Genomic DNA, 25,535 nt, shown 5'->3' on the forward strand with positions numbered 1-25,535 from the left:
GGCCGTGGCGGCGTACCACCACGGTCGGGAGCCTCGTGCGTAGGGAGCGGGTTCAGACGGCCAGCCCCGCGCGGCGCCCCGCGTGTTCCCGGACCAGCTCCGCGTACCGCCGTCCGCTGCTCTTGACCGTACGGCGCTGGGTCGCGTAGTCCACGTGGACCAGGCCGAACCGCTTGTCGTAGCCGTACGCCCACTCGAAGTTGTCCAGCAGCGACCAGGCGAAGTACCCGGCCAGCGGCGCGCCCTTGGCGACGGCGCGGGCGCAGGCGGCGAGGTGCTCCTCCAGGTAGCGCACGCGCTCCGGGTCGTGGACCGAGCCGTCGGCCGCCACGGTGTCCTGGTAGGCCGAGCCGTTCTCGGTGACGTAGATGCGCTCCACGCCGTACTCCTCGGTCAGCCGCAGCAGCAGCTGCTCCAGCCCGTCCGCGTACACCTCCCAGTCCATGTACGTGTGGCGCCCGCCAGTCACGGGGACCTGCGTGAAACCCGGCGCCGGGCCCGAGGGATCGGCGGTGACGATCTGCCGGAAGTAGTAATTGAGCCCCAGCCAGTCCAGCGGTGCCGCGATGGTCTCCAGGTCGCCCGGCCGTACGGGGAGTTCGACCCCGTACGTCTCGACCATGTCCTGCGGGTAGCCCCGCCCCAGGACCGGGTCCAGCCACCAGCGGTTGATGTGGCCGTCGGCGCGGCGGGCGGCGGCCAGGTCGGCCTCGCTCGTGCTCGCCGGCACGATCGGGCTGAGGTTGTTCACGATGCCGACCCGGGCGTCCGGGGAGGCGGCGCGGATCGCCTGCACGGCCAGGCCGTGGCCCAGGTGCAGGTGGTACGAGGCGCGTACGGCGGCGGTGAGGTCGGTGAGGCCCGGGGCCATCCGGCCCTCCAGGTGCCCGATCCACGCCGAGCAGAGCGGCTCGTTGAGCGTCGCCCAGTCCTTGACCCGGTCGCCCAGGCGGTCGACGACATGGGAGGCGTACGCGGCGAAGTGCTCCGAGGTCTCCCGTACGGTCCAGCCGCCCCGGTCCTGGAGCACCTGCGGCAGGTCCCAGTGGTAGAGCGTGGCGAACGGGGTGACCCCGGCCTCCAGGAGCCCGTCCACCAGCCGGTCGTAGAAGTCCAGGCCCGCCTTGTTGACCGGTCCGTCGCCGCCCGGCACGACGCGCGGCCAGGCGATGGAGAACCGGTAGGCGTCGGCGCCGACCTGCTTGATCAGGCCGATGTCCTCGGGGACCCGGTGGTAGTGGTCGCAGGCCACATCGCCGGTGTCACCGCCGTCGATCTTGCCGGGGGTGTGCGAGAACGTGTCCCAGATGGAGGGGGAGCGGCCGTCCTCGGCCACGGCTCCCTCGATCTGGTACGAGGCGGTGGCGACGCCCCAGGTGAAGTCGGCGGGGAGGGCGTTGAGGTCGGTCACGTGCTGCCCTTCTGCGGAGGTCACTTGACGGCTCCCGCGGTGAGTCCGGCGACGAGGTAGCGCTGAAGCAGCAGGAATCCGGCGACGATCGGCACGCTCACCACGAGCGAGGCGGCCATGACCTGGTTCCAGTAGACGTCGTTCTGCGTCGCGTACCCCTGGAGGCCGACGGAGAGGGTGCGGGTCGCGTCGTTGGTCATCACGGAGGCGAAGAGGACTTCGCCCCAGGCCGTCATGAACGAGTAGACGGAGACGGCGACGATGCCCGGTACGGCGGCCGGCACGACGACCCGGAAGAGGGCGCCGACCGGTCCGCAGCCGTCCACCAGGGCGGCCTCGTCGAGGTCCTTGGGGATGGAGTCGAAGTACCCGATCAGCATCCAGATGGAGAACGGCAGCGAGAACGTCAGATAGGTGAGTATCAGGCCGCCGCGTGAACCATAAAGGGCGACGCCGGTGGAGCTGCCGATGTTGACGAAGATGAGGAACAGCGGCAGCAGGAAGAGGATGCCCGGGAACATCTGTGTGGAGAGCACGGTGACGGTGAAGACCCGCTTGCCCCGGAACTTGTAGCGGCTCACCGCATAGGCGGAGAACACCGCGATCGTCACCGAGAGCACCGTCGCCGAACCCGCCACGATCAGCGAGTTGACGAAATACTTCGCCAGCGGAACGGTCTTCCAGATGTCGAAGTACGGCTGGACCGTCAGCGTGGACGGGATCCACTGGAACTTCCCCGACACGTCCTGGAGCGGCTTCAGCGAGCTGCTGACCATCACGTAGACCGGCAGCAGGACGAAGCCGGCCAGCAGCGTGAGGACGATGCGGCGGGTCCAGAGGAAGGACTGCGGCGCGGCCATGGGGGAGCGGGAGCGCGAGCGGGCGGCGCCCGGGGTCCGCGTGAGGCTAGACATCGGCGCCCTTCCTTCCGCGCGAGGTGAGGATCAGATAGACGGCCGTCACCAGCAGCAGGAAGAGCAGCAGCAGGACGGACATCGCCGAGCCGGTGCCGAAGTTCCAGGTGACGAACGAGGACTGGTAGATGTGGATCGAGATGAGGTCCGCGCTCTCCGGCGCCGACTTCCCGAACAGCACGTACGGGGTGTTGAAGTCGTTGAACGTCCAGAGGAAGAGCACGAGGACCAGCACCTGGTTGACGGGGCGCAGCGAGGGCAGCGTGATCTTGCGGATCTGCTGCCAGATGCCGGCGCCGTCGATCGAGGCGGCCTCGTACAGTTCACGCGGGATGTTCTGAAGGCCCGCCATCAGCATGAGGAAGGCGAACGGCCAACCCTTCCAGACCGAGACGATGATCAGCGTGTAGATGCTGTTGTCACCGATCAGCCAGAAGGACGGCTCGTCGGTGATCCCCAGCTGGTCGTGGAGCACATGGTTGATCAGGCCGTTGTCCCGCTGGAACATGAACGCCCAGGTGATGACGGCGGCGTAGACCGGCAGGGCGTACGGCACGAGGAAGATCGCCCGCAGAACGCCCCGGCCCCGGAAGCTCTCCTGGAGGAGGATCGCCGCCGCCGTCCCCAGCAGCCAGGCGAACCCGACCGAGAAGAACGTGAACACGCAGGTCACGAAGAACGAGTGGAGCAGGGCCTCACCGATCGGCGCGTCGAAGTCGACGGCGATACGGTAGTTGTCGAGGCCGATCCAGGGCGCCGCACCCCAGTTGTTGATGAAGAACTGAGTGAGCTGACGAAAGCTCATCACGATCCCGATGACCATCGGGATGATGTGGATGAGGAGTTCCAGCAGCACGGCGGGCAGGAGCAGGAGATAGGGCAGTCCGCCTTGGCGGATCCGGTCGGGGATGCGCGGCAGTCTCCTGCGCGCACCCCCGGTGCCCCGGCTCGTACCCCCGTCGGTCGACTTGTCGACCTCGGGGTTGGTGACGGTGGCGGTCATGGATCAGGGCCTCACTGCTGCATCGTCTGCTGGGCCTTTTCGAGGCGCGCCTTGACGGACGCCTCCGTCACCGGACGTCCGGCGGCGGCGTCCGCCCACAGCTCCTTGACCGCGGTGCCCACGGCCGTCTCGAACTGCGACTCGTTGGGGACCTGGGGGAGCGGGGCGGCGCTGGTGGCCAGGGTGTCGCGCAGCACCGTGAGGTCAGGCGCGCCGAAGGCCTCGTCCGCCTGGGCCGTCTTGACCGGCGGGATCGACCCGTAGGTCTTGTTGAGGTGCTTCTGCTCCTCGTCGCTGGTCATGAACTTCACGAACTTCTTCGCGCCGTCGATGTTCTTGGTGTTCTTGAACACCGCGATGTTGATGCCCGCGACCATCGAGTTGACCTGCTTGCCCGTGCCCGGGGTGCCCGAGGGGACCGGCACCGGGGCCGCGCCCCAGTCCTCCGGCTTCATGCCCTGGGCGGCGAAGGTGGAGGCGGCCGCCTGCCACAGCACCATCGCGGTCTTGCCCTTGGCGAAGTCGGTGAGCGACTGGTTCTGGGCGTACTCCGCGTTGCCCGGAGCGATGATCTTGTCCTTGGCCATGAAGTCGATGTACTGCTTCACGGCGGCGACGGCACCGTCCGAGGTGAAGGTCGCCTTGCCGTCCTTGTCGAAGAAGTCGGCACCGTGCTGCTGGCCCAGGACGAAGGTCTGGTGGATGTTGTTGGAGAGGTTGCCGCCCTCGGCGCCCAGCCCCCACTTGCCGCCCTTGGATATCTTCTTACCCGTGGCGACGAGGTCGTCCCAGGTCGCCGGAGGCCCGTCGATGCCCGCCTCGGCGAACATCTTCTTGTTGTAGTAGAGCGCGTACGCCAGCGAGTACAGCGGCACGGCGGCGGGCGGTTCGCCCTCCTTGCCGGCCGAGGCGACCGCCGAGTCGACGAAGCGGTCCCGGCCGCCGATCGCCTCGAAGTTCTTGTCGTCCCACGGCAGGAGCGCGCCGGTCGCCTGGAGCGAGGCCGACCAGGTGTTGCCGATGTTCAGCACGTCCGGGCCCTGACCGGAGGCGGTGGCGGCGAGGATCCGGTTCAGCAGGTCGGCCCACGGCACGACCTCCAGCTTCACCTTGATCCCGGTCTCCTTCTCGAACTTCTTCAGCTCGGGAGTGAGGATCTCCTTGTCGGCCTCGATGCTGGGGCCCTGGTTGGAGGCCCAGTACGTGAGGGTCTTCGGGGACTCGTTGCTGCCCGAGTCGGTGGTCCCGCCGCCGCAGCCGGTGGCGGCTGCGGCGATGGCGATCGCGAGGGTGACGGCGCTTGCGGCTCTGAGGTGACGCATGTGAGGTGGCCCCTTTCCGGGGATGGCTGCGTTCGGGAACCGAACGGCCTCCATGACTTAATTTATGCCGTGATTTAAGAGGTGAGAGAAGGTCGCGTCAAGGTCTGGGACCAGGTATGTTCCTGGACGGGAAGGAGCACCATGGCCGAGCGCAACAGACGAACCGTGCGTGACCTGCGGCGGGGCAACCGGGCGAGGGTATTGCAACGGTTGTATTTCGACGGTCCGCTGAGCCGCCAGGAGCTCGGACCCGCCACCGGGCTGAGTTCGGGCTCCATCAGCAACGTCGTCGCCGAACTGGCCGCCGAGGGGCTCCTCCAGGAGGCCGGCATCGTCGACTCCGACGGCGGCCGCCCCCGTACGCTGCTGAAAGTCGCCCCGGACGGCGGACTGCTGGTCGGCATCGACATCGGGGAGACCCGGGTGCGGGTGGAGCTCTTCGACCTCTCCCTGACCGAACTGGCCCGTACCGAAAGGCTGCTGGCCCAGCACGGGTACGACGTCGACCGCATCGTCGCCCACGTCCGTACGGGCGTCGCCGACGTCCTGCGCGACGCGGGCGCCGACCCGCACCGGCTGCTCGGCATCGGCGTCGGGGTCCCCGGCATCATCGAACGGGAAGGCCCCGAAGGCCCCGACGGGAAGCGCACCGCCGTCGTCCACGGCCAGACCATCGGCTGGCAGGCGGTCCCCTTCGAGCAGCTGCTCCGGGAGGCCGTCGACGTACCGCCCGAGGTACCCCTCTTCATCGACAACGGCGCCAAGACGCTCGGCCGCGCCGAGATGTGGTTCGGCGGCGGGCGGGGTGCGGGCGCCGCCGCCATCGCCCTCATCGGCTCCGGGGTGGGCGCCTGCGTCGACCACGGCGACATCCTCGCCGAGGACCGCACCAGCCTCGCCCTCGAATGGGGCCACACCACCGTCCAGCTGCGCGGCCGCCGGTGCCGCTGCGGCTCCATCGGCTGCCTGGAGGCGTACGCCGGCGCGGAGGCGCTCCGTGAGCGCTGGCGCGAGGCGGGCGGCCCGCTCCCCGAGGACGCCGACGACGAGACCGCCCTGGCCGCCCTCCTCGCCGCCGCCTACCCCCCGCCCGGCGGACCCGCCCCGGACCGGATCGCGCTCTCCCTCCTCGACGAGACCGCCGAATGCCTGGGCGCCGCCCTCGCCGACCTGGTCAACCTCTTCCTGCCCGAACGCATCCTGCTCGGCGGCTGGGCGGGCCTGCTGCTCGGCCCCCACCTGCTCCCCGAGATCCGCCGGTACGCCGGCGAGTACGCCCTGCGCCACGCGGCGGCCCGCACCACCATCGAGATGGGCCGCCTCGGCCCGGACGCGGTCACGGTCGGCGCGGCCACGCTCCCGCTGGCCGACTTCCTGACCCGCGGCGGCAGCCGTCCGGCCTCCGGCACCCGGCCGGACGGCACCGGCACCCCACCGCGGACGGCGACGGAGACCGTACGCAATCGGAGCCGTACGAAGGCGGGTTGAGGGCGGCGGGCGTACTCAGGCCCAGTGCGGGTCGGCCAGTCCGAGCCACGCGTCCTGGGCATCGGCCAGGGGCTGCGCCAAGGGGAGGGGGACGAACCGGCAGGCGAACCGCATCCCGGCGTCGGCCCCGTCGCCGCCGACCGTGTGCTCCCAGGCCTCCGGCCCGTCCGGCGGCGCGTCGAGCAGGAAGAAGGTGGTCCTGCGCGGCTGCCCGGTCACCGGATGCGGCCGGTCCTCCACCGCGAGCCGCCGGACGACCGTGCCGCCCGTCAGCCCGGTCTCCTCGGCGGCTTCGCGCAGCACGGCCCGTTCCAGGTCCTCACCCGCCCCGACGCCGCCCGCGGGCACCTGCGTACCGGCTTCGGGCGCGTCCATGTGGTCGAACACCAGCAGGGCGGGGGAGGGGTGACGCCGGATCACATAGGCGGCGACCCGGATGCGGGGTGAGGTCATACCGCCATCCTCGCCCGGGGGCGCGCCCGAGCGCGGGCGGACCGGGCCCGAGCGCGGCGGGACCGGGACCGAGCGCTGTCGAAGCGCGGCAGAGCCCCCCGGCGTGCGCGCCCTACGCCGACCCCCGTACCACCAGCTCCGGTTCGAAGATGACCGAGGTGGCGGGGGAGGACGGGCGGGCCATCCGGTCCAGGAGCAGGCGGGTCATCTCGGCGGCCATCTCCTCCACCGGCTGGCGGACCGTGGTCAGCGGCGGGCGGCATGCCAGGGCCGCGCTGCTGTCGTCGAAGCCGACCACCGCCACGTCCTCGGGCACCCGGCGGCCGTGCTCCCGCAGCACATGGCAGGCCCCCATCGCCATCAGGTCGTTGGCGGCGAAGACCCCGTCCAGATCGGGATGCTCCGTCAGCAGCCGCTCCATCGCCGCCTCACCGCTCTCCTGGGTGAACTGCCCCTCGACGATGGGGGTGTACGGGTGCCCGTGGCGCGCCATGGTGTCCCGGAAGCCGGCCAGTCGCGCCTGGCCCGCCGGCACGTCCAGCGGGCCGCTGATCGTCGCGATGCGGCGGCAGTCCCGAGCGAGCAGGTGCTCGGCCGCCAGCCGGGCACCGTCCTGGTGGGCGAGGTCGACGTAGCTGATGGGTACGGGGCGGGCGGGGCGCGCGTAGAGGACCGCCGCGAGCCCCGCCTCCGTGAGCAGGCCCGGCAGCGGGTCCTCGGCGTGCGTGGAGACGACGAGCGCCCCGTCCGCGCTGCCCTGCCGGAGGTACGCCACCACCTCGTCGCGGGCCCGCGAGGTCTCCGCGAACATCAGCACCGGATGCATCCCGCGCGGCCGCAGGTAGTTGACCACCCCGGTCACCACCCGGCCGAAGAACGGGTCGGCGAAGACCTGCGCGGTGAACGAGCCGTCGTCCCCGGCCGCCCGTGAGCCCGAGCCCTCCGACCCCGACTCGACGCCCGCCCCCGACACCACCAGCGCCACGGCGTCGGCCCGCCGGGTGACCAGGGAGCGGGCCGCCCGGTTCGGCGCGTAGCCCGTGACGGAGACCGCCTGCCGTACGACCTCCTGGATCGCCGGATCGACGTTGCGCACACCGTTGATGACCCGGGAGACGGTGGCGCGCGAGACACCGGCCGCGCGCGCCACGTCCTCCAGGGTTGGTGCTCCGGCCGACCGCAGATCATCCGTCATGAGCGCCTTTATAGCACTTGCGGAGAGCGCTCTCCATCGCAACTGCCCGCGCTTTCCGCCCCCTTGCACATGAGGCGGGCGAGGGGGCCCTGTCGGGCCCAGGGGCGGAATCCGGCCACAGACCCGGCCAAGGCGGCCGACTATCACGATTCCCTTGTGATCAGCCTTCGCGCCGCCCTACGTTTGCCGCTTGCGACGTGTCCCAACGCCAGTGGGGGAGCCCAGTCATGGCCGCAAACGGTCGGCATCGCAGATACCAGCCCAGCCGGATCAACCGTGCCTCGCTCACGGTGACCGCGGGCGGTGCGGGCATAGCGCTCCCGCTCATCACCGCAGCCTCGGCGGGAGCCGCCTCGGGGGACGTCTGGGAGAAGGTCGCCGCCTGTGAGTCCAGCGGCAACTGGGCCATCAACACGGGCAACGGCTACTACGGCGGACTGCAGTTCAGCGGTCCGACCTGGGCGGCCTTCGGCGGTGGGCAGTACGCGCCGCGCGCCGACCTCGCCACCCGGGACCAGCAGATCGCCATCGCCGAGCGGGTCCTCGACGGACAGGGGCCCGGAGCGTGGCCCGCCTGCTCCGTGAAGGCGGGTCTCACCCGGGGCGGGGACGCGCCCGACACCACCCCGCAGAGCGCGGGCACCCGGCCCGTCCAGGCCGCGGCGCCGCAGAGTGCCCTGCCCCGGCAGCCGAGGACGTTACCCGCCGCGGCGACACCGACCCACGTACCGGGCAAGCGCGACGCGTACACCGTCGCGAGCGGCGACTCGCTCTCCGGCATCGCCGACGCCCAGCGGGTCCGCGGCGGCTGGCAGAAGCTGTACGCGGCCAACCGCACGGTCGTCGGCGACAACCCCGATCTGATCTTCCCCGGCCAGCGGCTGAGCCTCATACCGCGCGGCGGGGACGGGGCGAGCGCACGGAAGCCCGCACCAGCGCCCGAGCCGCAGAAGCGGCAGGCCGCACCCCAGCCCAAGCCCTCCGAGCGGCAGGCCGCGGGGTCCCGGGCCGATGAGGCGAAGAAGGCCGAGCAGCGCAAGGCCGAGCAGCTGGCGGCCGCGTCGAAGGCCGAACAGAAGCGGGCCGAACAGAAGCGAGCCGAGGAGAGAAGGGCCGAGGAAAGGCGGGCCGAGCAGAAGCGGGCGGAGCAGAAGAAGGCCGAGCAGAAGCGGGCCGAAGAGAAAAAGGCCCAGCAGAAGCAGGCGTCGGCGGAACGCGCCGTGAAGCGCTCCGGCATGAGCGCCCCCGTCGCCGCCGCCACCGGCACCGCCTACCGCCAGGCCGGCTCCTGGTCCAGCGGCTACCACACGGGCGTCGACTTCCCCGTGCCGACCGGGACCTCCGTGAAGTCCGTGGCCCCGGGCCGGGTCGTCTCGGCCGGCTGGGCGGGGGCGTACGGCTACGAGGTCGTCATCCGCCACGAGGACGGCAGGTACAGCCAGTACGCCCACCTCTCCGCGCTCCATGTGAAGGAGGGGCAGTCGGTCTCGGGCGGTCAGCGGATCGCCCGCTCCGGCTCCACCGGCAACAGCACCGGCCCGCACCTGCACTTCGAGGTCCGCCTCGGCCCCGGCTACGGGTCGGACATCGACCCGCTGGCCTATCTCAGGGCGGGCGGCGTCAGCGTCTGAACCGTCCGGTCGGACCGCGGGGCCGCGGCCGACGCCGCACCCCGCCGGTCGTGCCCGGGCCGCCGAGGACCGCCGAACCCCACGCGCGGCACCGCGCCGCCCGGCACGAGGTGCCGCGGCGGAACGTACGTCGCCCCGACGGCGACCGGCGCCTCCTCGGGCGGCCCGACGGGAACCGGTACGCCTTCGGGGGAACCCACCGCGACCGGTGCCCCTTCGGGCCGCGCCGTCGCACCCTCCGTACCGCTGCCGTCCTCCGGCGCCGGGTTCACCGCGTCCCGGGGCCTCAGGCGCCCCTCCCCGGCCTGCTCCGCGCTCAGCCGCTCCTTCGTCAGCAGGACCAGGCCGGCCGCCGCCAGCGCCCCGCAGGAGAGCGCCAGGACCGTGCCCGTCACGCCGTGGCGGAAGTGCTCGCCGAAGAGCGTGATCCCGATCGCGGCGGCCACCACGGGGTTGACCACCGTCACCGTCGCCAGCGGGGCGGCGAGCCCCGCGCCCCGGTAGGCGGCCTGGGAGAGCAGCAGGCCCGCCGCCGCGAGCCCGGCGATCACCAGCAGTGTCGGCAGCCCCGAGCGCACCGCGCCGGACGTCCACTCCATGGCCACGGTCTTGGTGAACACCGAGGCCATGCCGAACGCCCCACCTGCGGCCGTGGCCAGCACCGCGCTGCGCAGCACCGGCCGCCGCAGCGCCCGGGCGAGCAGCATGAGCGCGCCCACCGCCCCGAACGTCACCGTGGCCAGGGCCAGCTGCTCGGGACCGCGCAGGGTGTGCGGCTCGGCGCTGCCCGTGAGGGCCAGCAGCCCGACGAGACCGGCCGTCGCCATGAGCGCACCGCGCCAGGCCGTCGCCCTGGCCCGGCGCCCGACGAAGAGGGCGGCCATCGGCAGGGCGAAGACGATGGTGAGCGCACCCAGGGGCTGGACCAGGCTGAGGGGACCGTAGGCGAGGGCCACCACGTGCAGGACCGCGCCGACCCCGTTGAGCAGCACCGCCACCCACCAGACCGCGTTGCGCACCAGGGCGTGCGGGGAGTTGTCGCCGCGCGCGGCCACTCGCTCCTGGACGATCGCCCCGGCCGCGTAGGCGACCGCGGAGATCAGTGACAGCAGCACAGACAGCGCGAGGGAGCTCATGTACACCACCCTGTCCCTGTCCGGGGTGCCGCGTCATCGTCCTTGAGACGTCACTTGCGCGTACTGCCCCAGTAGTACGGACGTCGGACCGAGGTCCTCCCCTCGACGGTAGTCCTGCCGGGCCCGGCCGTCAGAAGTTGTGCACCGGCGGATACGGTGAGCCGCGAAGCCGGTACGCGCGGTCGCCGGTCCCCGGCCGCGCTCCGGCGCCGACGCGGTGACCGTGGCGAGTGAGGAGCGGGGCATGGACCTGGCACAGGCGGCGTCGGTGGGCGGCTTCTTCGCGCTGCGGACGACGCCGGTGCCCGGGGGTGGCCACCGGCCGCTGGCGGAGCTGTACGAGGGTGGCACGGCGCCCCTGACCGCGCGGGTCGACAGGGTCGCGGAGAGACTGGGCGCCCCCGAGCGCCGGGTCGCCGCCTCCATCGCCCACCTCGGCCTCGCCGCCCGGCTCTGGTCCATCGCGCTGGGCCCGGCCGCGCTCTTCGGACGGTTCCCCGGCCTCGTACCGGACACCCTGCACTGGGACCCGCTCAGCACCTCGCCGGACGATCTGTGGCTCGCGGACCCCGAGGAGCTGCCCGGGACGGCCGACCGGATCCGCGAGCAGGTCCAGTACGGGCATCTGGTGCCGCTGGCCGAGGCCGTCCGGCGCGACGGGAACATCTCCCCGCAGCTGCTGTGGGGCAACGCCGGGTCCGCGCTCGCCGGGGCCGTGCGCGAGCTGGTCGCCTGGTCGCGCGGGCAGGACCGACCGGATGTGGCGCGGCGGGCCCGCGCCCTGGGGGCCGAGCTGTTCGACCACCCCGACCTGCGCTCCACCGGCGCCCCGCACGGCCCGGCGTTCCGGCGGCGGAGCTGTTGCCTGTACTGGCGCTGTCCGGGCGGCGGGCTCTGCGGCGACTGCGTCTTCGACCACGCGCCGGGGGCGGCCGGGGCGGCCCGGTAGCCGCAGGGGCAGGGCCGCCCCGGCCCGGCCGGGCCGCGGGTGTCAGGAAGGCTGGGCCGCGTCTATGGCCTCGTCGACGTCCCGCAGGACGGGGATCGCGCTGTCGAGGCCGATCATTCCGATCAGCCGCTGGACGAACGGGGAGGGCGCGGCGAGCCGCAGCCGGCCGCCCAGCGCGGCCTGACCCTGGAGCAGCACGTTGACCGTGGTGGAGTCCGCGAAGCCCACCCCCGAGAGGTCCACGACGACGGGACCGGAGCCCTCCGTGGTCGCTGTCTCAAGTGCTCGGCCGAGCGGCGGGACGCTGTCGATATCGAGGTCACCCGACACGGTGAGGACCAGAGCACCCCGTTCCTGACGGGTGATGATTCTGACTGCTCTGTCTTCGCTGGGCGGTGGTTGCACGGAAGGCACCTCGGGCGGTTCGGGCGGACGTCGGGAGCCGGTCTGCCGGACGGGTCGGCCTCGTTCCGTCCCTGCTCACGGCGGGGTACGAGGATAACGATAGAAGGAACAGTTGCCATTTGACAACATTCTCCATTGGGTAACAATCTGATCCGCAACGGTTGAAGGACCAGCCGTCGGCGGTGACGTACCGAGAGAAGCGGAAGCAGGGGCTGGATGAGGCTAGGCGCTGTCGGCGACATCATCGCGGAGCAGGGGGTCCGTCGCACCCGTTTCCGGCGAGAGCCTCTCCGAAGCCGCCACGTGGAAGGCCGCCAGGCCCTCCGCGAGCGCGGCCACCGCGGCCGGTTCCATCCGCTCCAGCACGGCGCTCAGCTCCCGGGCACGCAGCGCCCGGTACTCTTCGAGGAGGGCCCGGCCGCGCAGACTCAGCCGCAGCACCACCTCGCGCCGGCTCGTCGGGCTCGGTGCCCGCTGCACGAGCCCCATCGCCTCCATGCGGTCGCACAGCCGGCTGACCGACGGCGCACGCGAGCCCAGTGCCTCGCCCAACGAGCGCAGATTGGTGCCCTCCTGCTTCTCGATCACGAGCAGGGCCCGGAGCTGGGAGGGGGATACCGTTCCCGAAGCGGCCGCTTCCTGACCACGGCCCCAGAGCACTTCCAGCAGCTCCGAGGCTGCGGAGGCGTCGGCGGACACCTCTGCGCGGGTGCGCGGGCGGCGGGCACGGTGGGGCATCCGTCCACTCTGTCATCCGCCAGCCCTACTTGTCAGCCCGGCTTCGGCCCCTACCACGTCGCAGGACGAAGAATGCACGAGAGACCGTGAAAAGAAGACCGGACATCGAGACGGCCGTCAGGGCCGCCGCTCCGCACGCGCTGCTGACCACGCTGCGCACCCTGCTCGCCGACGCCTACGGGGCGCTGGCGGTGGAGCTGCATCTGGCCGACTACGGTCTCAGGGTCCTCAAGCGCCTGGACCAGCCCGACGGCGAGGAGGAGCCGCTCTCCCTGCACAACAGCGCGGAGGGCCGGGCCTTCGGCAGCCAGGAGCCCCGGGAGCAGCAGGTCCGGCACGGCGACGCGGTCGACCACTACCTCCCGGTGACCGTACGCGGCGAACGTCTCGGCATCCTCACCGTCCGGCTGCCCGCCGCACGGTCCGCTCCCGACATGGTGGGCGAGCTGACCCACGTGGCCGACCTGCTGGGCCACGAGATCCTGGTCGCCGAACGGGACACCGACGTCTACCAGCGCGCCCGGCGCACCACCCGGCTCACTCTCGCCGCCGAGATGCAGTGGCAGCTGCTGCCCGCCCGGGCCTGCACCGCCGCCGAGTTCGCCATCGGAGCCCAGCTGGAGCCGGCCTACTCCATCCACGGCGACAACTTCGACTGGGCGGCGGACGCCGACGAGCTGACCCTCGCGGTGACCAACGGCATGGGCGAGGGCATACAGGCCTCGCTGCTCACCAACCTCGCGGTCAACGCCCTGCGCAACGCCCGCCGGGCCGGTATCGGCATCGCGGACCAGGCGGCCCTCGCCGACCAGGCGCTCTACGACCAGCACCGAGGCGCCTCCCATGTCTCCACGCTGCTGCTCCGCTTCGAGCTGGCGACCGGCCGGGTCGGCGTCGTCGACGCGGGATCGCCGCAGCTGTGGATGCAGCGCGGCCGCACGGTCCGGCGCATGGAGCTGGAGGCCCAGCTCCCGCTAGGCATGTTCGAGGAGTCGCACTACACGGTCCAGGAGTTCCACGTGGAGCCCGGCGACCGGCTGCTGCTGCTCAGCGACGGCGTGTACGAGGCCGTGTCCCCGGCGGGGGAGATGTACGGCGAGAAGGCGCTGGCCCGGGCCATCCAGTCGACCCGGCTGCTTCCGGCCGCGACCGTCCCGCGCGCCATCCTCGGCGAATTGGCCGAATACCGCGTCACGGAGACACTCGACGACGCGTTGGTGGTCTGCCTGGACTGGTTCGGCCGCCAGGACGACGACAGCTGAGACCGGAACCGCGGCGGCCGGGAGACACGATGCCCCCGTGGACGCGTCACGCGTCCACGGGGGCATCGTCGTGTCCGGGTCAGGTGGAGAGCTGGAACTCCGCGCGGATCCGCTTGCCGACCGGCACCCGCTCGGCGGTGAGCCGGTCGCACAGGGCCACGACGATCTCCATGCCGTGCCCGCCCAGCCGGGACGGGTCGGGGCCGTACAGCACGGGCATCGCCGTACTGCTGTCGTACACCGTGACGCTCATGACCTCGGCGTTCCCCTCCAGCTCCAGGAGGTACGGGCCGTGGCTGTAGCGGTCGGCGTTGGTGACCAGCTCGCTCACGGCCAGCATCAGATCGCTGCGGGTGTGCTCGCCGATCGGGGCCAGGCACTCCACCGCGAGCCGCGTGAGGAAACGGTCCGCCAGGGCGCGCGCGAGCGCGATGCAGCCGGGTTCGCCGTCGAAGACCTCGGCGCTGAGCAGTACCTCCGGGGACCGCAGACCCTGGCCGGGGTCTTCCGGTGGTGAGGTGACCTCTTTGTTCATGTGCTCCAGCCAGGCGCCGCAGTAAGGCCGTCGAAGACCCTATTCCGCCATTCGTCTACCCGCGTCGAGGGATCCCACTCCAGGCGATCCGGACCGATCCTACGCACGGCCGGGCAGCCGCACCACGGTCACGAAGAATTCGTCGATCTGGCGCACCGCCGCGATGAACTGGTCCAGGTCCACCGGCTTGGTCACATACGCGTTGGCGTGCAGCTTGTAGCTTCGCAGGATGTCCTCCTCGGCCGAGGAGGTGGTGAGGACGACCACCGGGATGAGCGACAGCTCGGGGTCGCCCTTGATCTGCTCCAGGACCTGCCGCCCGTCGTACTTGGGCAGGTTCAGGTCGAGGAGCACGAGGTCGGGGCGGGGGGCGTCGGTGTACTCGCCGCGCCGGTAGAGGAAGTCCAGCGCCTCCTGGCCGTCGCGGACGACGTGCAGGGTGTTGCGGATCTTGTTGTCCTCGAACGCCTCACGGGTCATGAGCTCGTCGCCGGGATCGTCCTCGACCAGGAGGACCTCGATGGGCTGTACGGGGCTGTTCACGAAGGGTCTCCCGGCTGGCTGACGGTCAGGGCCGGAGCGAGGAGCTCCGCCGTGGTGTGCTGGGGCGCCTCGGGCGCCGCAGGCAGGGTGAAGTGTATGCGGGTGCCTTCGCCCGGTTCGGCGTCCAGCCAGATCCGGCCACCGTGGAACTCGATGATCTTCCGGCAGAGCGCCAGGCCGATGCCCGTTCCCTCGTACTCGTCGCGCGCGTGCAGCCGCTGGAAGATCACGAAGACCTTGTCGGCGAACTCGGGCGCGATCCCGATCCCGTTGTCCGAGACGGTCAGGTGCCAGTCCTCGTCCTCGCGTACGCAGCCGACGGTGATCCGGCACTCCACGTCCGCGCGGCGGAACTTGACCGCGTTGCCGATGAGGTTCTGCCAGACCATCGTGAGGGCCGTGGAGTCGCCGAGCAGCTCGGGCAGCTCCTCGGGCCGCTCGATCACGGCCCCGGACTCCTCGACGGCCAGCGTCAGGTTGCCGAGCGCACGGTCCAGGGCCCGGTCCAGATCGACCGGCTTCCACCCCTCGTGGACCCGGCCCACCCGCGAGAAGGTCAGCAGATCGTTGATGAGCACCTGCATCCGTTTGGCGCCGTCCACCGCGAAGGCGATGTACTGCTTGCCCCGGTCGTCCAGCTCCTCGCCGTACCGCTTCTCCAGGAGCTGGCAGAAGGAGGCGACCTTGCGCAGCGGCTCCTGGAGGTCGTGCGAGGCGACGTACGCGAACTGCTCCAGCTCGGAGTTGGAGCGGCGCAGCTCCTCCGTCTGCTCCGCGAGCAGCGTCTCGCGGCTCCGCGCCCCGTCCAGCTCGTCGACCAGCCGCCGCCGCATGTCCTCGACCGCGCTCGCCACGGCCTGGACGTCGGAGGGGCCCTTGATCTCGATCCGCTGGGCGAAGGCGCCCGACCGTACGTGCTCGGAGGCGGCGCGCAGCCGGTTCAGCGGAACGCCGACCACGCGGTGGAGCAGCACGCTGAGCGCCACCACCGTCAGGACGAAGACGGCCACCAGGGCGAACAGCACCTGGTCACGGGTGGTGCGGGCGTCGTTCAGCTCGGCCCGGACGGTGTCCCGGGCCTCGGAGAGATGGGTCTGCTGTGCGCCGTAGGCCCGCCGCAGTGCGTCGAAGTCCGCCTTGCTGCTCTGCAGTTGCGCCGAGGCGCCGGCCTCGTTGGGCCCCTGCTCGCGGACCATCTTCAGCAGCGGCTCGGCCTTGGTCTCGCGCCACTGCCGTGCGGCGGTCTCGATCGCGTCGAGATCCTCGGCGAACTGCTTCTGCCCGCCGATCAGCTGCCGGGCCCGGGTCAGCCGCTCCCGCTCGGCGGCCTTGCCGGCCTCGTACGGTTCGAGGAACGAGTCGTCCCCCGTCAGGGCGAAACCGCGGACCCCGGTCTCCTGGTCCAGCAGGGCGTTCTGCAGCTGGAAGGAGACCGACCGCGCGGGCTGTATTCGGTCCACCAGATCGGTGGTGCGGTCGGACATCCGGGCCAGCACCAGCCCGCCGACCACCAGACAGCCGCAGACGACCACGATGAATCCGCCGAGGATCAGATGGACCCAGTTCTGCACCGAGAGCCGTGAGGCCACGCCCGAGGGCGCCGGGTCCTTCCCCGTGTCCGTACGCGTGGAGTGTTCCGTGCTCATGAAAGTTCCGATCCCCAGCCCAGATGCAGGACGGCCACATCGTCCGCAAGACCGCCGTAGGGGGCGGCTCCCTCGGCGGCTCCGGCCACCAGTGCGTCGACGAACCTGCGGCCCGGCAGCCGCCCGTGGGCCCGGGCCATCTCCAGCAGCCCCTCCTCACCGAGGCGGCTGTCGGGGCCGTCGCGCCCCTCGAAGAGTCCGTCGGTGAAGAGTACGAGACCGTCACCGGGCTCCAGCGGCAGGTCGACCGTCGTCCATCTGCCCATGCCGGGCAGCAGCCCGAGCGCCATGCCGCCCTCCGGCTCCACCCAGCGGACCTCCTCACCCCGGCGCAGCAGCAGGCCGGGGTGGCCCGCCCGGACGATCTGCACACTCCGTCCGTCGGGAGCGAAGGACAGGGAGGTCATCGTGGCGAAGACGTGCGAGTCCGAGCGCTCGGCGACCAGGATCTCCTCCAGCAGTTCGATCTGCTCCAGGTGGGAGGTCCCGCACAGCACGGCGGTCCGCCATGCCACCCGGAGGCAGACCCCCAGCGCGGCCTCCGCCGCACCGTGCCCCGAGACATCGCCGATCACCGCGTGGACGGCGCCGTCGGCGGTCTGCACGACATCGTAGAAGTCACCGCTCAGCAGCCCGTGGACGCGCCCCGGCTCGTACCGGGCGCGCGCCTGGAACCGGTCGTCCCGCAGCAGCGGCACGGGCAGCAGACCGCGCTCCAGCCGGGCGTTCTCCTGGGCGATCAGCTGGTTGGACCGCAGCGCGGCGGCCGCCCGCTCCACCGCCTTGCGCTGGAGGGCGTAACGGATCGCGCGCGAGAGCACCTCGGGGTCCAGCCGCCCCTTGACCAGGTAGTCCTGGGCGCCTCCGGCGACCGCGCGCAGCCCCGTGCCCGACTCGTCGAGACCGGTCAGCACGACGATCGCGGCGTCGCTGTCGGACTCCAGGATCTGGCGTACGGCGTCCAGGCCGTGTACGTCCGGGAGGTGCAGGTCCAGCAGGACGCAGACCGGGGTGGCGCAGGTGCGCAGGAAGGCGCGGGCCTCGGCGAGGGTCTTGCGCCAGGTGAGCGCGGAGTCCAGCTCGCTGTCGGTGAGCATCTCCTCCACCAGCAGCGCGTCGCCCGCGTCGTCCTCCACCAGGAGGATGGTGGCGTCGACGTTCCACAGGAGGGTGCTGGGGGAGGAGTCGCCGGTGAGGTCCTGCTGTGCGGGGATGCCGGCGGTGCCCACAGGTTTGAGAGACATGCCCATGGGTGACTCGGCCAACCCCTCCACCCCCTCGAAAGACCGGCATCAGACCATCCGGCCGATCGTCGGGAAGCATATGTGATCGGCGGCCCCGGCAGATGCCACGGGCCGCCGCTCGGACAGTAAGCGGCCGGGCACCCAGGAGGGGTGCCCGACCGGTCGAACGGCGGGTGCCGGGGGAGACCCCGATCAGGTCAGGAAGTGTGCGGGCTCACGCCTCGACGCTCATGCCCTTGCGCAGTTGCTTGACGATCCGGGTCAGCAGCCGCGACACATGCATCTGGGAGACGCCCAGCTCCGCGCCGATCTGTGCCTGGGTCATCTCGGCCCCGAACCGCATCTGCACGATCCGGCGCTCCCGGTCGTCCAGCTGCTCCAGCAGCGGTGCCAGGGTGTGCAGGTTCTCGACGGTCTCCATGGCCGGGTCGGCCTCGCCGAGCACATCGGCGTACGCGCGCTGCTCCTGGCCGGAGTCGCTGTCGGCCGAGGGGGTGTCGAGGGAGCCGGCGGAGTAGCCGTTGGCGGCCACGAGCCCCTCGATGATCTCCTCCTCGGGCAGGTCCAGGTGGGCGGCGAGCTCCTTGACCGTGGGGTCGCGGTCCAGCTCGGCGGAGAGCTGCTCCTTCGCCTTGGCGAGGTCGACCCGCAGCTCCTGGAGGCGGCGCGGCACATGCACGGACCAGGTGGTGTCCCGGAAGAAGCGCTTGATCTCGCCCACGATGTAGGGGACGGCGAAGGTCGCGAACTCGACCTCGCGGGACAGGTCGAAGCGGTCGATCGCCTTGATCAGCCCGATCGTGCCGACCTGGATGATGTCCTCGGTGTCGTCGCCGCCGCGGTTGCGGAACCGGGACGCGGCGAAGCGGACCAGCGAGAGGTTCATCTCGATCAGGGTGTTGCGGGCGTACTGGTACTCGTGGGTGCCCTCCTCCAGAACCTGGAGGCGGTCGAAGAAGACCTTGGACAGGGCCCGCGCGTCCTTGGGGGCGACCTTTCCGGCGTCCTCGACCCAGGGCAGCTCCTCGGCGCCGACGTCGGTCCGCGTGCCCGCCAGGTCGTCGCTCAGAGGCGCCGTCGCTCCGGTGGCTCGCACAGACATCGCCGTCATGGTGTCACCCTCCCTGTCACCCAATGTGTCGGACGGTCGCCTTCCCGGTCGTTCCGAAGTCATGCGTGCCTTTTCGAGAAAGTTTTCCGGCCCCTGTTTTCCGGTCCTCGTCCGGGCCGTCACCCGCGCCGCCCGCCCGACCGGAGCAGCCTCGCGCGCATGGCAGACTTGAGCGGGGTGTTTCGGCCCGCGGTGTCCCCTGACCCGCGGGGATGAAGATGACAGAGGAACGGCAATGACGGTGACAGAGGACAGCCCGGAGCTCGCTCCCGGAATCGACGAGTTCGGTCCCGGTATCGACCCGGAGCGGCTGGCCGTCTGCCTGAGCGTGCTGGACGAACTCGACCGCATCGAGGTCGACCACCCGGACGCCGTCGCCGTCCGCCGGGCCACCGCCGGGATCTACCGCACGGTGAAGCAGCGCCGCCGCCAGGAGCGCCGGGCCGCCAAGACCGCCCACGACCGGGCCGTCACCGAGGCGACCGCGACCGGCTCGGCCGAGCGCATCGACGACGAGACACAGGGCGTCCTGCCGTCCTCCTCCGCCCAGGCCGAGATCGCGGGGATACTCCAGCGCCCCCGCTCCTGCTACATCTGCAAGACCCGGTACGTCGAGGTGGACGCGTTCTACCACCAGCTCTGCCAGCCCTGCGCCAAGGAGAACCGCGCCCGCCGCGACGCCCGCACCGACCTCACCGGCCGCCGGGCGCTGCTCACCGGCGGCCGGGCGAAGATCGGCATGTACATCGCGCTGCGGCTGCTGCGCGACGGGGCGCACACCACCATCACCACCCGCTTCCCCAACGACGCGATCCGCCGCTTCAAGGCGATGGAGGACAGCGACGAGTGGATCCACCGGCTGAAGATCGTCGGCATCGACCTCCGCGACCCGGCCCAGGTGGTCGCGCTGGCCGACTCCGTCGCCGCCGAGGGCCCGCTGGACATCCTGATCAACAACGCGGCCCAGACGGTACGCCGCTCGCCGGGGGCCTACAGCGAGCTCGTGGCCGCCGAGTCCGCCCCGCTGCCGGCGGGTGAGCTGCCCGCCGCCGAGGTCATCGGCACCTTCGGCAGCGGCACGGTCGACCGGGTGGCCGCCCTGCCCGCCGCCCGCAAGGAGGGCCTCAGCGCCCAGGAGGTCACCGACCTCGCCCTGGTCACCGGCTCCGCCTCCCCGGCCCGGATCGCCGCGGGCACCGCGATCGACGCGGGCGGGCTCGTCCCGGACCTGCACGACACCAACAGCTGGGTCCAGACGGTCGAGGACGTGGAGCCGATCGAGTTGCTGGAGGTCCAGCTCTGCAACTCCACCGCGCCGTTCATCCTGATCAGCCGGCTCCGCCCGGCGATGGCCAGGGCCGCGGCCAAGCACGCGTACGTCGTCAACGTCTCCGCGATGGAGGGCGTCTTCAGCCGGGGCTACAAGGGCGCGGGCCACCCGCACACCAACATGGCCAAGGCCGCGCTCAACATGCTCACGCGCACCAGCGCCCAGGAGATGTACGAGAAGGACAGCATCCTGATGACGGCGGTGGACACCGGCTGGATCACCGACGAGCGGCCGCACCCGGACAAGATGCGGCTGGCCGAGGAGGGCTTCCACGCCCCGCTGGACCTCGTCGACGGCGCGGCCCGGGTCTACGACCCGATCGTGCGCGGCGAGGGCGGCGAGGCGCTCTACGGCTGCTTCCTCAAGGACTACGCCCCCGCGAACTGGTAAACCCGGCCTCCGCCGGCGTAACCCGACCGGCTCAATCGGAGCCGCATCTTCCGTGCGGCGGCCGAAAACCCGGCCCAGGATGGATTCTGGGCCGGGTTTTTGCTGCTCGAAGTGGCCGAAAGTGACCCACTGCACACGTTCTATAGAGCGCGGAGCCGCTCATTTGGTTACTCTGAGGCGAACGGACGCCATCGAGGAGCCCACGAAGGTTCCCCGACCGTCCCGGGACAGGTCTGCAACCCGACCGCCGTCCCGCCCCGACACGGCGCCACCGCGACCGACATATCTCAAGCCCCTGCCCCACTCCGGGGCGGTCGATCTCCGGCGCCGCACCCGGAGCGTCGGCGCCGCCCCGGGTGACGCGACACAGAGGAGTGCGCGGTGACGACACCAGAACTGACGATGCGCGAGAAGCGACCCGCCGAACGGTACGGGGAGCGGACCGCACGCCCCGAGAAGCTCCGGAACATCGAGGTGTGGGCCAGGTCCGCACCGATCCGGCTGGCCGGCTACGAGGACGACCTCGCCGAGCCGCACATCCTGCCCGGCATCGACTGACCGATTGGGCACGCCTCTTCCGCAGGCTGCCTCAGCGCGACCCACGGCCCGTGTCCCGGCCCTCCCGCTCCGGCGGGAGCGGCCGGGACACGGGCCGCATGAATTCCCGGACGTAGGTGCGGTCCCACCAGGCGCCGGTGGCCCGCAGCTCCCGGAGGCCGGTGAACCAGTAGTGGAAGACCCGGGCGCGCACATGCAGGGGCGGGGCGTCGGGGAACGGGTTGTGCGCGAGCAGCCGGAGCATGTCCCGGTCGCCGCGCAGCAGCCGCTCGGTGAACGGGCCGAACCAGGAGCGCGCGTACGCCGGGGAGAGTGCCGCGAACCACATCATCCAGTCGAGTCGCAGGTGGTACGGGGCGAACAGGCGCGGCAGCCGCCGTACATCGCCCGGTTTGCCGCGGAAGCCGTACTCCCGCCAGTCGGCGCCCTCGTCCGCGACCGGATCGGCCGTGCCCTCCACCACCACTTCCAGCCGCATCCTGCTGATGGAGCCGAACGCCCCGTAGGTGTTGACCAGGTGCAGGGGGTCGAAGGACCGGTTCATCACCTGGCGGCGCGAGAGCATATTGCGCGCGGGGCGGTAGCTGAGGACCAGGACCAGGGCCGTCACCGCGATGACGAGCACCTCGTACCAGAGCGGGGGCGCGGCCAGGGCGGGCGGCTGCCCGGTGAGCGGGGTCCAGTCGATGACGGAGAGCGCCAGCGCGATGGTCAGCCAGTTCAGCCAGGCGAAGTTGCCCGACGCGACCAGCCAGAGCTGGGTGAGCACCATCAGGGCGGCGGCCGCGCTCGCCACCGGCTGCGGGGTGAACAGCAGGAAGGGGACCAGCAGCTGGGTGACGTGGTTGGCGGCCACCTCGACCCGGTGGACCGGCCGCGGCAGATGGTGGAAGAACCAGCTGAGCGGCCCCGGCATCGGCTGGGTCTCATGGTGGAAGTCGAGGCAGGTCAGCTTCCGCCAGCACGCGTCGCCGCGCATCTTGATGAGCCCGGCGCCGAATTCCAGCCGGAACAGCAGCCACCGCAGCAGCCAGAGCACCAGGACGGGCGGCGCGGTGTCCCCCGTACCGAGAAAGACCGCGAGGAACCCGGTCTCCAGGAGCAGCGACTCCCAGCCGAATCCGTACCAGACCTGCCCGACCTGGACGATCGACAGGTACAGCACCCAGGGCAGCGCCCACAGGAGCATCCCGCCCCAGAGCGGCAGGCGGCCGTCCAGACCGGCGATCAGGGCCACCGAGACCGCGCAGCCGCCCCAGGCGACGGCGGCGAAGAAGCGGTCGGAGTAGTGCAGCCGGAACAGCCCCGGTGCCGCCTTCCAGGGGGTGCGCCGGAGCAGGTCCGGTACGGGCAGGATGCCGCGCTCGCCGATCAGCGCGCGGAACTGGAGGGCAGCGGAGAGGAAGGCGACCAGGTAGATCACGGCCAGCGTCCGCTGGAAGACCAGCCTGCTCAGCCAGTAGCCGTCGGCGGAGAACCACTCCATCCCTGCCAGTATCGGTCCGGCGGTGGTGTTCAGCCCGCCGCTACGAGCCGGCGCAGCGTCCGGCCCAGCCGGCGCGCGTACCAGAGCTGCACGTGGGGCACGAGCGGCCCCGCGAGCCGTGCGTACCAGACGGCGGGGCGCGAGAACGCCGTGACGGTGAACCAGACCGTGCCGTCGTCCGCCAGGTCGACCACGAAGCACTCCTCGCCGTTCTCCGGGTGGCCGGTGAGGGTGCCGTAGCCGAACCCGGTGCGGCCCTCCTCCCCGTACGCCGTCCAGATCACCTCGCACGGGGCGGCCAGGCGCAGCGGCCCCACGCCGAGCGACACCCGTACGGAGGCTCCGGGCTCCGCGCGTGCGGCCGAGGCCTCGATCCCGGCCCCCGAGGCCCGGTGCATCCGCCACTCTGTCACCGCCGCGCCCGCCACCGCGAAGTCGTCCGGGCCCCGGCCGACCCGGGTGCGGTGGTGCAGGTGGTGGTAGCCCTGGGGGAGCGGGCCGAGGCGGGTGGCCCCGACCTCGGGGTAGGTGAGCGTGCTCATGCGGTCCTGCTTTCCGGGTGGGTGGTGGTGCGGATGCGCTGCCAGGCGAGGAGTGCGCACAGGGCGAAGCCCAGGGCGTTGCCGAGGCCATGGGTGGCGGCCATCCAGGTCAGGGTGGGGTGGGGCAGTCCGGTCGCCTCGCCGACCGCCCAGCTCAGGGCGAGCAGCATGGTCGCCACCAGGACGGCGGCGGAGGTGAGGAGCAGCAGCCGGGTCGTCCTGTCGCGGCCCTCCGCGCGCCCCAGGCGCCAGGTGAGCAGGCCGACGGTCCACATGCCGGCCGTCAGGACCACGGCCCCGGCCAGTTCGGCCCAATCGCCGATGAAGTAGCCGACGAGGACGAGCAGCGTGCCCAGCGGCACGCTCAGCGCGGCGAACCGGCCCGCAGGACTCCCGGCGACCTGGCAGACGAGCCCGGCGACCAGGGCGGCGGCGAAACCGGCGAAGTGGAAGTGCGGCACGGTCAGGGCGAGGATGCCCAGCTCGAAGCCGAACAGCTCGTGGCCCCACCGCTCCGCGACCAGGGCGAGCGCGGCGACGGCCGGGGTGGTGAGCGCGGTGAGCAGGGCGATCCCGGCAGGGGAGAGGTCCCTGCCCCGCACCGCCCGGCGGGCGCCGTACAGGGCGAGAAGGACGGTGCCCAGTGCGTAGCACGAGGCGAGCGCGGTGGCGGTAGGGCCACGCGGCAGCCATAGGGCCACCGCGCCGGGGACGGCGAAGAGGGGCCAGAGCCTCCGGATCCCGTCCAGCTCCCGCAGCCCGGTGAGCCGCAGCCCTGCCGGGACGACCAGGAGCATCCCCAGCATCACGATCACGTTGACCAGTACGGTCACGGCCCCACCCCCACATTTGAACGCGTTCAACTCCTAAGAGGAGAGTAGAGGTTTTATTGAACGCGTTCAAGAAAGCTGTTCCCGGGCCGGTGTCCGCTTGCGGGCCGTCGTCCGGTGCGGCACAGATGGTGACGGACCCATCCGTTCGCCATGGACAGGCAGGAGAGCTCTGTGCGCTCACCCAGACGTTCCCGACGCGCCGCGCTCGCCGCACTGGCCGCCGGGGTCCTGCTCGCCGCCACCGGCTGCGACAGCGCCGCCGACCGCACCACGAAGGGCACCACCGGCACCGCGGAGGCCGAGGACGTCCTCCTCCAGCCGCTCGGCGAGCCCGGCCCCGGGCCCTTCACGAAGTCGACGGCGCGGCCGGCGCCCTCCCCGTCGGCCACCCGTTCGCCGCAGGAGGACGGCGGATCCGCCACCCGGACGGTGCATCGCGTCTCGGGAGCCGTTCCCGGGCTCTACGGCGGCGTCCGGTCCGAGGCGTCCTGCGACGTGGCACAGCAGGCCCGCCTGCTCACCGCCGACCAGGACAAGGCGCGCGCCTTCGCGGAGAAGGCGGGCATCGAGGCCGTGCAGATCCCCGGCTATCTGCGCTCGCTCACCCCGGTGGTCCTGCGCGCCGACACCCAGGTCACCAACCACGGCTACAGCTCCGGCTCCGTCACCGCCTTCCAGGCCGTGCTCCAGGCGGGCACCGCCGTCCTGGTCGACAGCAGGGGGCTGCCGAAGGTCCGCTGCACCTGCGGCAATCCGCTGGACCGGCCGGTGGTCGCGAAGGGGCAGGTCACCCACCGGGGCGAGCGCTGGGCCGGGTACGACCCCGCGCGGATCCTGGCGATCGACGCGGGCGTGCGGCCGGTGAGCAGCCTGATCATCGTGAACACCGCCGACAACACCTGGATCGAACGGGCCGTCGGCGACGATGTCGGACGCGACCGCGACCCGGAGGGCCCGCCGCCCTTCGAGCCGAGCCAGGACCTGCTCTTCCCGTCCCCGGCCCGCCCCTCCGATCCCGAACCCACGGAGACCGCCCCGTCGGCCCCGGCCCCCGCCGAACCGGAGAGCTCGCCGTGCCCGGACCCCTCGGGCGACCCCGCCGAGCTGCCTCCCGGCTGCCCGCCGCCCATGGAGCCCGACCCCGGCACCGAGGCGCCGGACGACTTCGACGGCATGCCGACCGACGAGCCCTGGGAGATGGAGGAGGACGGGTCCGGCGTGGTGCCGGAGCCGACCCAGGTCTTCCCCGGCGACCCCGACGGTCTCGACGAGCCGGCGGACGACGCCGTTCCGGAGCCGTTCGCCGGCTGACCGGCCGCGCCCGGACCCCCTCCAGCCCGTGCGGCGACCGCTCCGGTCCACGGAACGGATCACTCGAAGAATCGGACAAATGGTGGCAGAGTGGCCCAC

Annotated in this window: 24 protein-coding genes; 7 read left to right on the forward strand and 17 right to left on the reverse strand. The window is 71.7% G+C overall.

Annotated features, from left to right (window positions below; translation table 11 throughout):
- Positions 1-52: 52 nt before the first annotated feature.
- From GTY67_RS31805 to GTY67_RS31820, 4 genes are read right to left on the reverse strand one after another with little or no spacing between them, the layout of a single operon-like run.
- Positions 53-1,411, reverse strand: a complete 1,359-nt coding sequence (locus GTY67_RS31805) for a GH1 family beta-glucosidase (protein WP_161281660.1) — start codon at positions 1,409-1,411, stop codon at positions 53-55.
- Positions 1,412-1,431: 20 nt separating this feature from the next.
- The gene (locus GTY67_RS31810) at positions 1,432-2,325 is read right to left on the reverse strand and encodes a carbohydrate ABC transporter permease (RefSeq protein ID WP_093689303.1); all 894 of its coding nucleotides are present in this window, start codon (positions 2,323-2,325) and stop codon (positions 1,432-1,434) included.
- A complete protein-coding gene (locus tag GTY67_RS31815; protein ID WP_161281327.1) occupies positions 2,318-3,328 on the reverse strand; it encodes a sugar ABC transporter permease in 1,011 nt (336 codons plus the stop codon). The genes GTY67_RS31810 and GTY67_RS31815 overlap by 8 nt, the downstream gene beginning before the upstream one ends.
- Before the next feature lie 11 nt (positions 3,329-3,339).
- Positions 3,340-4,650, reverse strand: coding sequence for a sugar ABC transporter substrate-binding protein (locus tag GTY67_RS31820; RefSeq protein WP_161281328.1), 1,311 nt, complete (start codon positions 4,648-4,650; stop codon positions 3,340-3,342).
- A 141-nt stretch (positions 4,651-4,791) separates the two neighbouring features.
- On the opposite strand from GTY67_RS31820, the gene GTY67_RS31825 reads away from it, so the two are divergent.
- On the forward strand, positions 4,792-6,138 hold the full coding sequence (locus tag GTY67_RS31825; protein ID WP_093689309.1) for an ROK family transcriptional regulator: 1,347 nt from the start codon (positions 4,792-4,794) through the stop codon (positions 6,136-6,138).
- A 15-nt stretch (positions 6,139-6,153) separates the two neighbouring features.
- Here the strand turns inward: GTY67_RS31825 and GTY67_RS31830 are convergent, their stop codons facing one another.
- Together GTY67_RS31830 and GTY67_RS31835 are read right to left on the reverse strand one after the other, a co-directional pair.
- Entirely contained in the window at positions 6,154-6,591 is a 438-nt protein-coding gene (locus GTY67_RS31830; RefSeq protein WP_161281329.1) for an NUDIX domain-containing protein, read from the reverse strand.
- Between the two features lie 112 nt (positions 6,592-6,703).
- Complete coding sequence (locus tag GTY67_RS31835) at positions 6,704-7,786, reverse strand: LacI family DNA-binding transcriptional regulator (protein ID WP_161281330.1); 1,083 nt, start codon at positions 7,784-7,786, stop codon at positions 6,704-6,706.
- Positions 7,787-8,013: 227 nt separating this feature from the next.
- Here GTY67_RS31835 and GTY67_RS31840 point away from each other — a divergent pair, with 227 nt between their 5' ends.
- The gene (locus GTY67_RS31840) at positions 8,014-9,417 is read left to right on the forward strand and encodes a transglycosylase family protein (RefSeq protein WP_161281331.1); all 1,404 of its coding nucleotides are present in this window, start codon (positions 8,014-8,016) and stop codon (positions 9,415-9,417) included.
- Here GTY67_RS31840 and GTY67_RS31845 read toward each other — a convergent pair.
- On the reverse strand, positions 9,387-10,553 hold the full coding sequence (locus GTY67_RS31845) for a DMT family transporter (RefSeq protein ID WP_161281332.1): 1,167 nt from the start codon (positions 10,551-10,553) through the stop codon (positions 9,387-9,389). The genes GTY67_RS31840 and GTY67_RS31845 overlap by 31 nt on opposite strands.
- 244 nt (positions 10,554-10,797) lie before the next feature.
- Here GTY67_RS31845 and GTY67_RS31850 point away from each other — a divergent pair, with 244 nt between their 5' ends.
- Positions 10,798-11,502 carry a (2Fe-2S)-binding protein gene (locus GTY67_RS31850; RefSeq protein WP_161281333.1) on the forward strand — a complete coding sequence of 235 codons (705 nt, stop codon included), beginning with the start codon at positions 10,798-10,800 and terminating at the stop codon, positions 11,500-11,502.
- Positions 11,503-11,544: 42 nt separating this feature from the next.
- On the opposite strand, the gene GTY67_RS31855 is transcribed toward GTY67_RS31850, so the two are convergent.
- Together GTY67_RS31855 and GTY67_RS31860 are read right to left on the reverse strand one after the other, a co-directional pair.
- On the reverse strand, positions 11,545-11,907 hold the full coding sequence (locus tag GTY67_RS31855) for an STAS domain-containing protein (RefSeq protein WP_176727449.1): 363 nt from the start codon (positions 11,905-11,907) through the stop codon (positions 11,545-11,547).
- A 222-nt stretch (positions 11,908-12,129) separates the two neighbouring features.
- Positions 12,130-12,645, reverse strand: coding sequence for a MarR family transcriptional regulator (locus GTY67_RS31860; RefSeq protein WP_093689319.1), 516 nt, complete (start codon positions 12,643-12,645; stop codon positions 12,130-12,132).
- An 86-nt stretch (positions 12,646-12,731) separates the two neighbouring features.
- Between GTY67_RS31860 and GTY67_RS31865 the strand changes: the two genes are divergently transcribed.
- Entirely contained in the window at positions 12,732-13,907 is a 1,176-nt protein-coding gene (locus GTY67_RS31865) for a PP2C family protein-serine/threonine phosphatase (RefSeq protein WP_161281334.1), read from the forward strand.
- Between the two features lie 79 nt (positions 13,908-13,986).
- On the opposite strand, the gene GTY67_RS31870 is transcribed toward GTY67_RS31865, so the two are convergent.
- The 5 genes from GTY67_RS31870 to GTY67_RS31890 form a co-directional block, all read right to left on the reverse strand.
- Positions 13,987-14,442, reverse strand: coding sequence for an ATP-binding protein (locus GTY67_RS31870; RefSeq protein WP_093689323.1), 456 nt, complete (start codon positions 14,440-14,442; stop codon positions 13,987-13,989).
- Between the two features lie 99 nt (positions 14,443-14,541).
- Complete coding sequence (locus GTY67_RS31875; RefSeq protein WP_093689325.1) at positions 14,542-14,985, reverse strand: response regulator; 444 nt, start codon at positions 14,983-14,985, stop codon at positions 14,542-14,544.
- Positions 14,982-16,631, reverse strand: a complete 1,650-nt coding sequence (locus GTY67_RS31880; RefSeq protein ID WP_161281335.1) for a sensor histidine kinase — start codon at positions 16,629-16,631, stop codon at positions 14,982-14,984. Before GTY67_RS31880 ends, GTY67_RS31875 begins: the two co-directional genes overlap by 4 nt.
- A complete protein-coding gene (locus GTY67_RS31885) occupies positions 16,628-17,860 on the reverse strand; it encodes a SpoIIE family protein phosphatase (RefSeq protein WP_161281661.1) in 1,233 nt (410 codons plus the stop codon). The genes GTY67_RS31880 and GTY67_RS31885 overlap by 4 nt, the downstream gene beginning before the upstream one ends.
- Positions 17,861-18,089: 229 nt before the next feature.
- Positions 18,090-18,986: an RNA polymerase sigma factor SigF gene (locus GTY67_RS31890; protein ID WP_093689329.1), complete on the reverse strand. Its 897-nt coding sequence runs from the start codon at positions 18,984-18,986 to the stop codon at positions 18,090-18,092.
- A 235-nt stretch (positions 18,987-19,221) separates the two neighbouring features.
- Here GTY67_RS31890 and GTY67_RS31895 point away from each other — a divergent pair, with 235 nt between their 5' ends.
- Positions 19,222-20,706 (forward strand): SDR family NAD(P)-dependent oxidoreductase, encoded by a 1,485-nt coding sequence (locus GTY67_RS31895; RefSeq protein WP_161281336.1) that lies wholly within the window; start codon positions 19,222-19,224, stop codon positions 20,704-20,706.
- A gap of 381 nt (positions 20,707-21,087) precedes the next feature.
- Complete coding sequence (locus GTY67_RS34720; RefSeq protein WP_015612873.1) at positions 21,088-21,264, forward strand: hypothetical protein; 177 nt, start codon at positions 21,088-21,090, stop codon at positions 21,262-21,264.
- A 31-nt stretch (positions 21,265-21,295) separates the two neighbouring features.
- Here GTY67_RS34720 and GTY67_RS31900 read toward each other — a convergent pair whose 3' ends face one another.
- Genes GTY67_RS31900 through GTY67_RS31910 form a run of 3 tightly spaced genes read right to left on the reverse strand, consistent with a single transcriptional unit; the run spans position 21,296 to position 24,125 of the window.
- On the reverse strand, positions 21,296-22,750 hold the full coding sequence (locus GTY67_RS31900; RefSeq protein ID WP_161281337.1) for a lipase maturation factor family protein: 1,455 nt from the start codon (positions 22,748-22,750) through the stop codon (positions 21,296-21,298).
- Between the two features lie 29 nt (positions 22,751-22,779).
- A complete protein-coding gene (locus tag GTY67_RS31905) occupies positions 22,780-23,292 on the reverse strand; it encodes a DUF1990 domain-containing protein (RefSeq protein ID WP_161281338.1) in 513 nt (170 codons plus the stop codon).
- Complete coding sequence (locus tag GTY67_RS31910; RefSeq protein WP_161281339.1) at positions 23,289-24,125, reverse strand: YndJ family protein; 837 nt, start codon at positions 24,123-24,125, stop codon at positions 23,289-23,291. Before GTY67_RS31910 ends, GTY67_RS31905 begins: the two co-directional genes overlap by 4 nt.
- 171 nt (positions 24,126-24,296) lie before the next feature.
- On the opposite strand from GTY67_RS31910, the gene GTY67_RS31915 reads away from it, so the two are divergent.
- On the forward strand, positions 24,297-25,436 hold the full coding sequence (locus GTY67_RS31915; protein ID WP_161281340.1) for a DUF6777 domain-containing protein: 1,140 nt from the start codon (positions 24,297-24,299) through the stop codon (positions 25,434-25,436).
- Positions 25,437-25,535 lie beyond the last annotated feature (99 nt).

This window comes from Streptomyces sp. SID8374 (assembly GCF_009865135.1).
Lineage (GTDB): Bacteria > Actinomycetota > Actinomycetes > Streptomycetales > Streptomycetaceae > Streptomyces.

Coding starts and splice junctions, on each gene's coding strand:
- GTY67_RS31810 (WP_093689303.1), bottom strand. CDS start 2,325: ATGTCTAGCCTCACGCGGACCCCGGGCGCCGCCCGCTCGCGCTCCCGC.
- GTY67_RS31815 (WP_161281327.1), bottom strand. CDS start 3,328: ATGACCGCCACCGTCACCAACCCCGAGGTCGACAAGTCGACCGACGGG.
- GTY67_RS31820 (WP_161281328.1), bottom strand. CDS start 4,650: ATGCGTCACCTCAGAGCCGCAAGCGCCGTCACCCTCGCGATCGCCATC.
- GTY67_RS31825 (WP_093689309.1), top strand. CDS start 4,792: ATGGCCGAGCGCAACAGACGAACCGTGCGTGACCTGCGGCGGGGCAAC.
- GTY67_RS31830 (WP_161281329.1), bottom strand. CDS start 6,591: ATGACCTCACCCCGCATCCGGGTCGCCGCCTATGTGATCCGGCGTCAC.
- GTY67_RS31835 (WP_161281330.1), bottom strand. CDS start 7,786: ATGACGGATGATCTGCGGTCGGCCGGAGCACCAACCCTGGAGGACGTG.
- GTY67_RS31840 (WP_161281331.1), top strand. CDS start 8,014: ATGGCCGCAAACGGTCGGCATCGCAGATACCAGCCCAGCCGGATCAAC.
- GTY67_RS31845 (WP_161281332.1), bottom strand. CDS start 10,553: ATGAGCTCCCTCGCGCTGTCTGTGCTGCTGTCACTGATCTCCGCGGTC.
- GTY67_RS31850 (WP_161281333.1), top strand. CDS start 10,798: ATGGACCTGGCACAGGCGGCGTCGGTGGGCGGCTTCTTCGCGCTGCGG.
- GTY67_RS31860 (WP_093689319.1), bottom strand. CDS start 12,645: ATGCCCCACCGTGCCCGCCGCCCGCGCACCCGCGCAGAGGTGTCCGCC.
- GTY67_RS31870 (WP_093689323.1), bottom strand. CDS start 14,442: ATGAACAAAGAGGTCACCTCACCACCGGAAGACCCCGGCCAGGGTCTG.
- GTY67_RS31880 (WP_161281335.1), bottom strand. CDS start 16,631: ATGAGCACGGAACACTCCACGCGTACGGACACGGGGAAGGACCCGGCG.
- GTY67_RS31890 (WP_093689329.1), bottom strand. CDS start 18,986: ATGACGGCGATGTCTGTGCGAGCCACCGGAGCGACGGCGCCTCTGAGC.
- GTY67_RS31895 (WP_161281336.1), top strand. CDS start 19,222: ATGACGGTGACAGAGGACAGCCCGGAGCTCGCTCCCGGAATCGACGAG.
- GTY67_RS31900 (WP_161281337.1), bottom strand. CDS start 22,750: ATGGAGTGGTTCTCCGCCGACGGCTACTGGCTGAGCAGGCTGGTCTTC.
- GTY67_RS31905 (WP_161281338.1), bottom strand. CDS start 23,292: ATGAGCACGCTCACCTACCCCGAGGTCGGGGCCACCCGCCTCGGCCCG.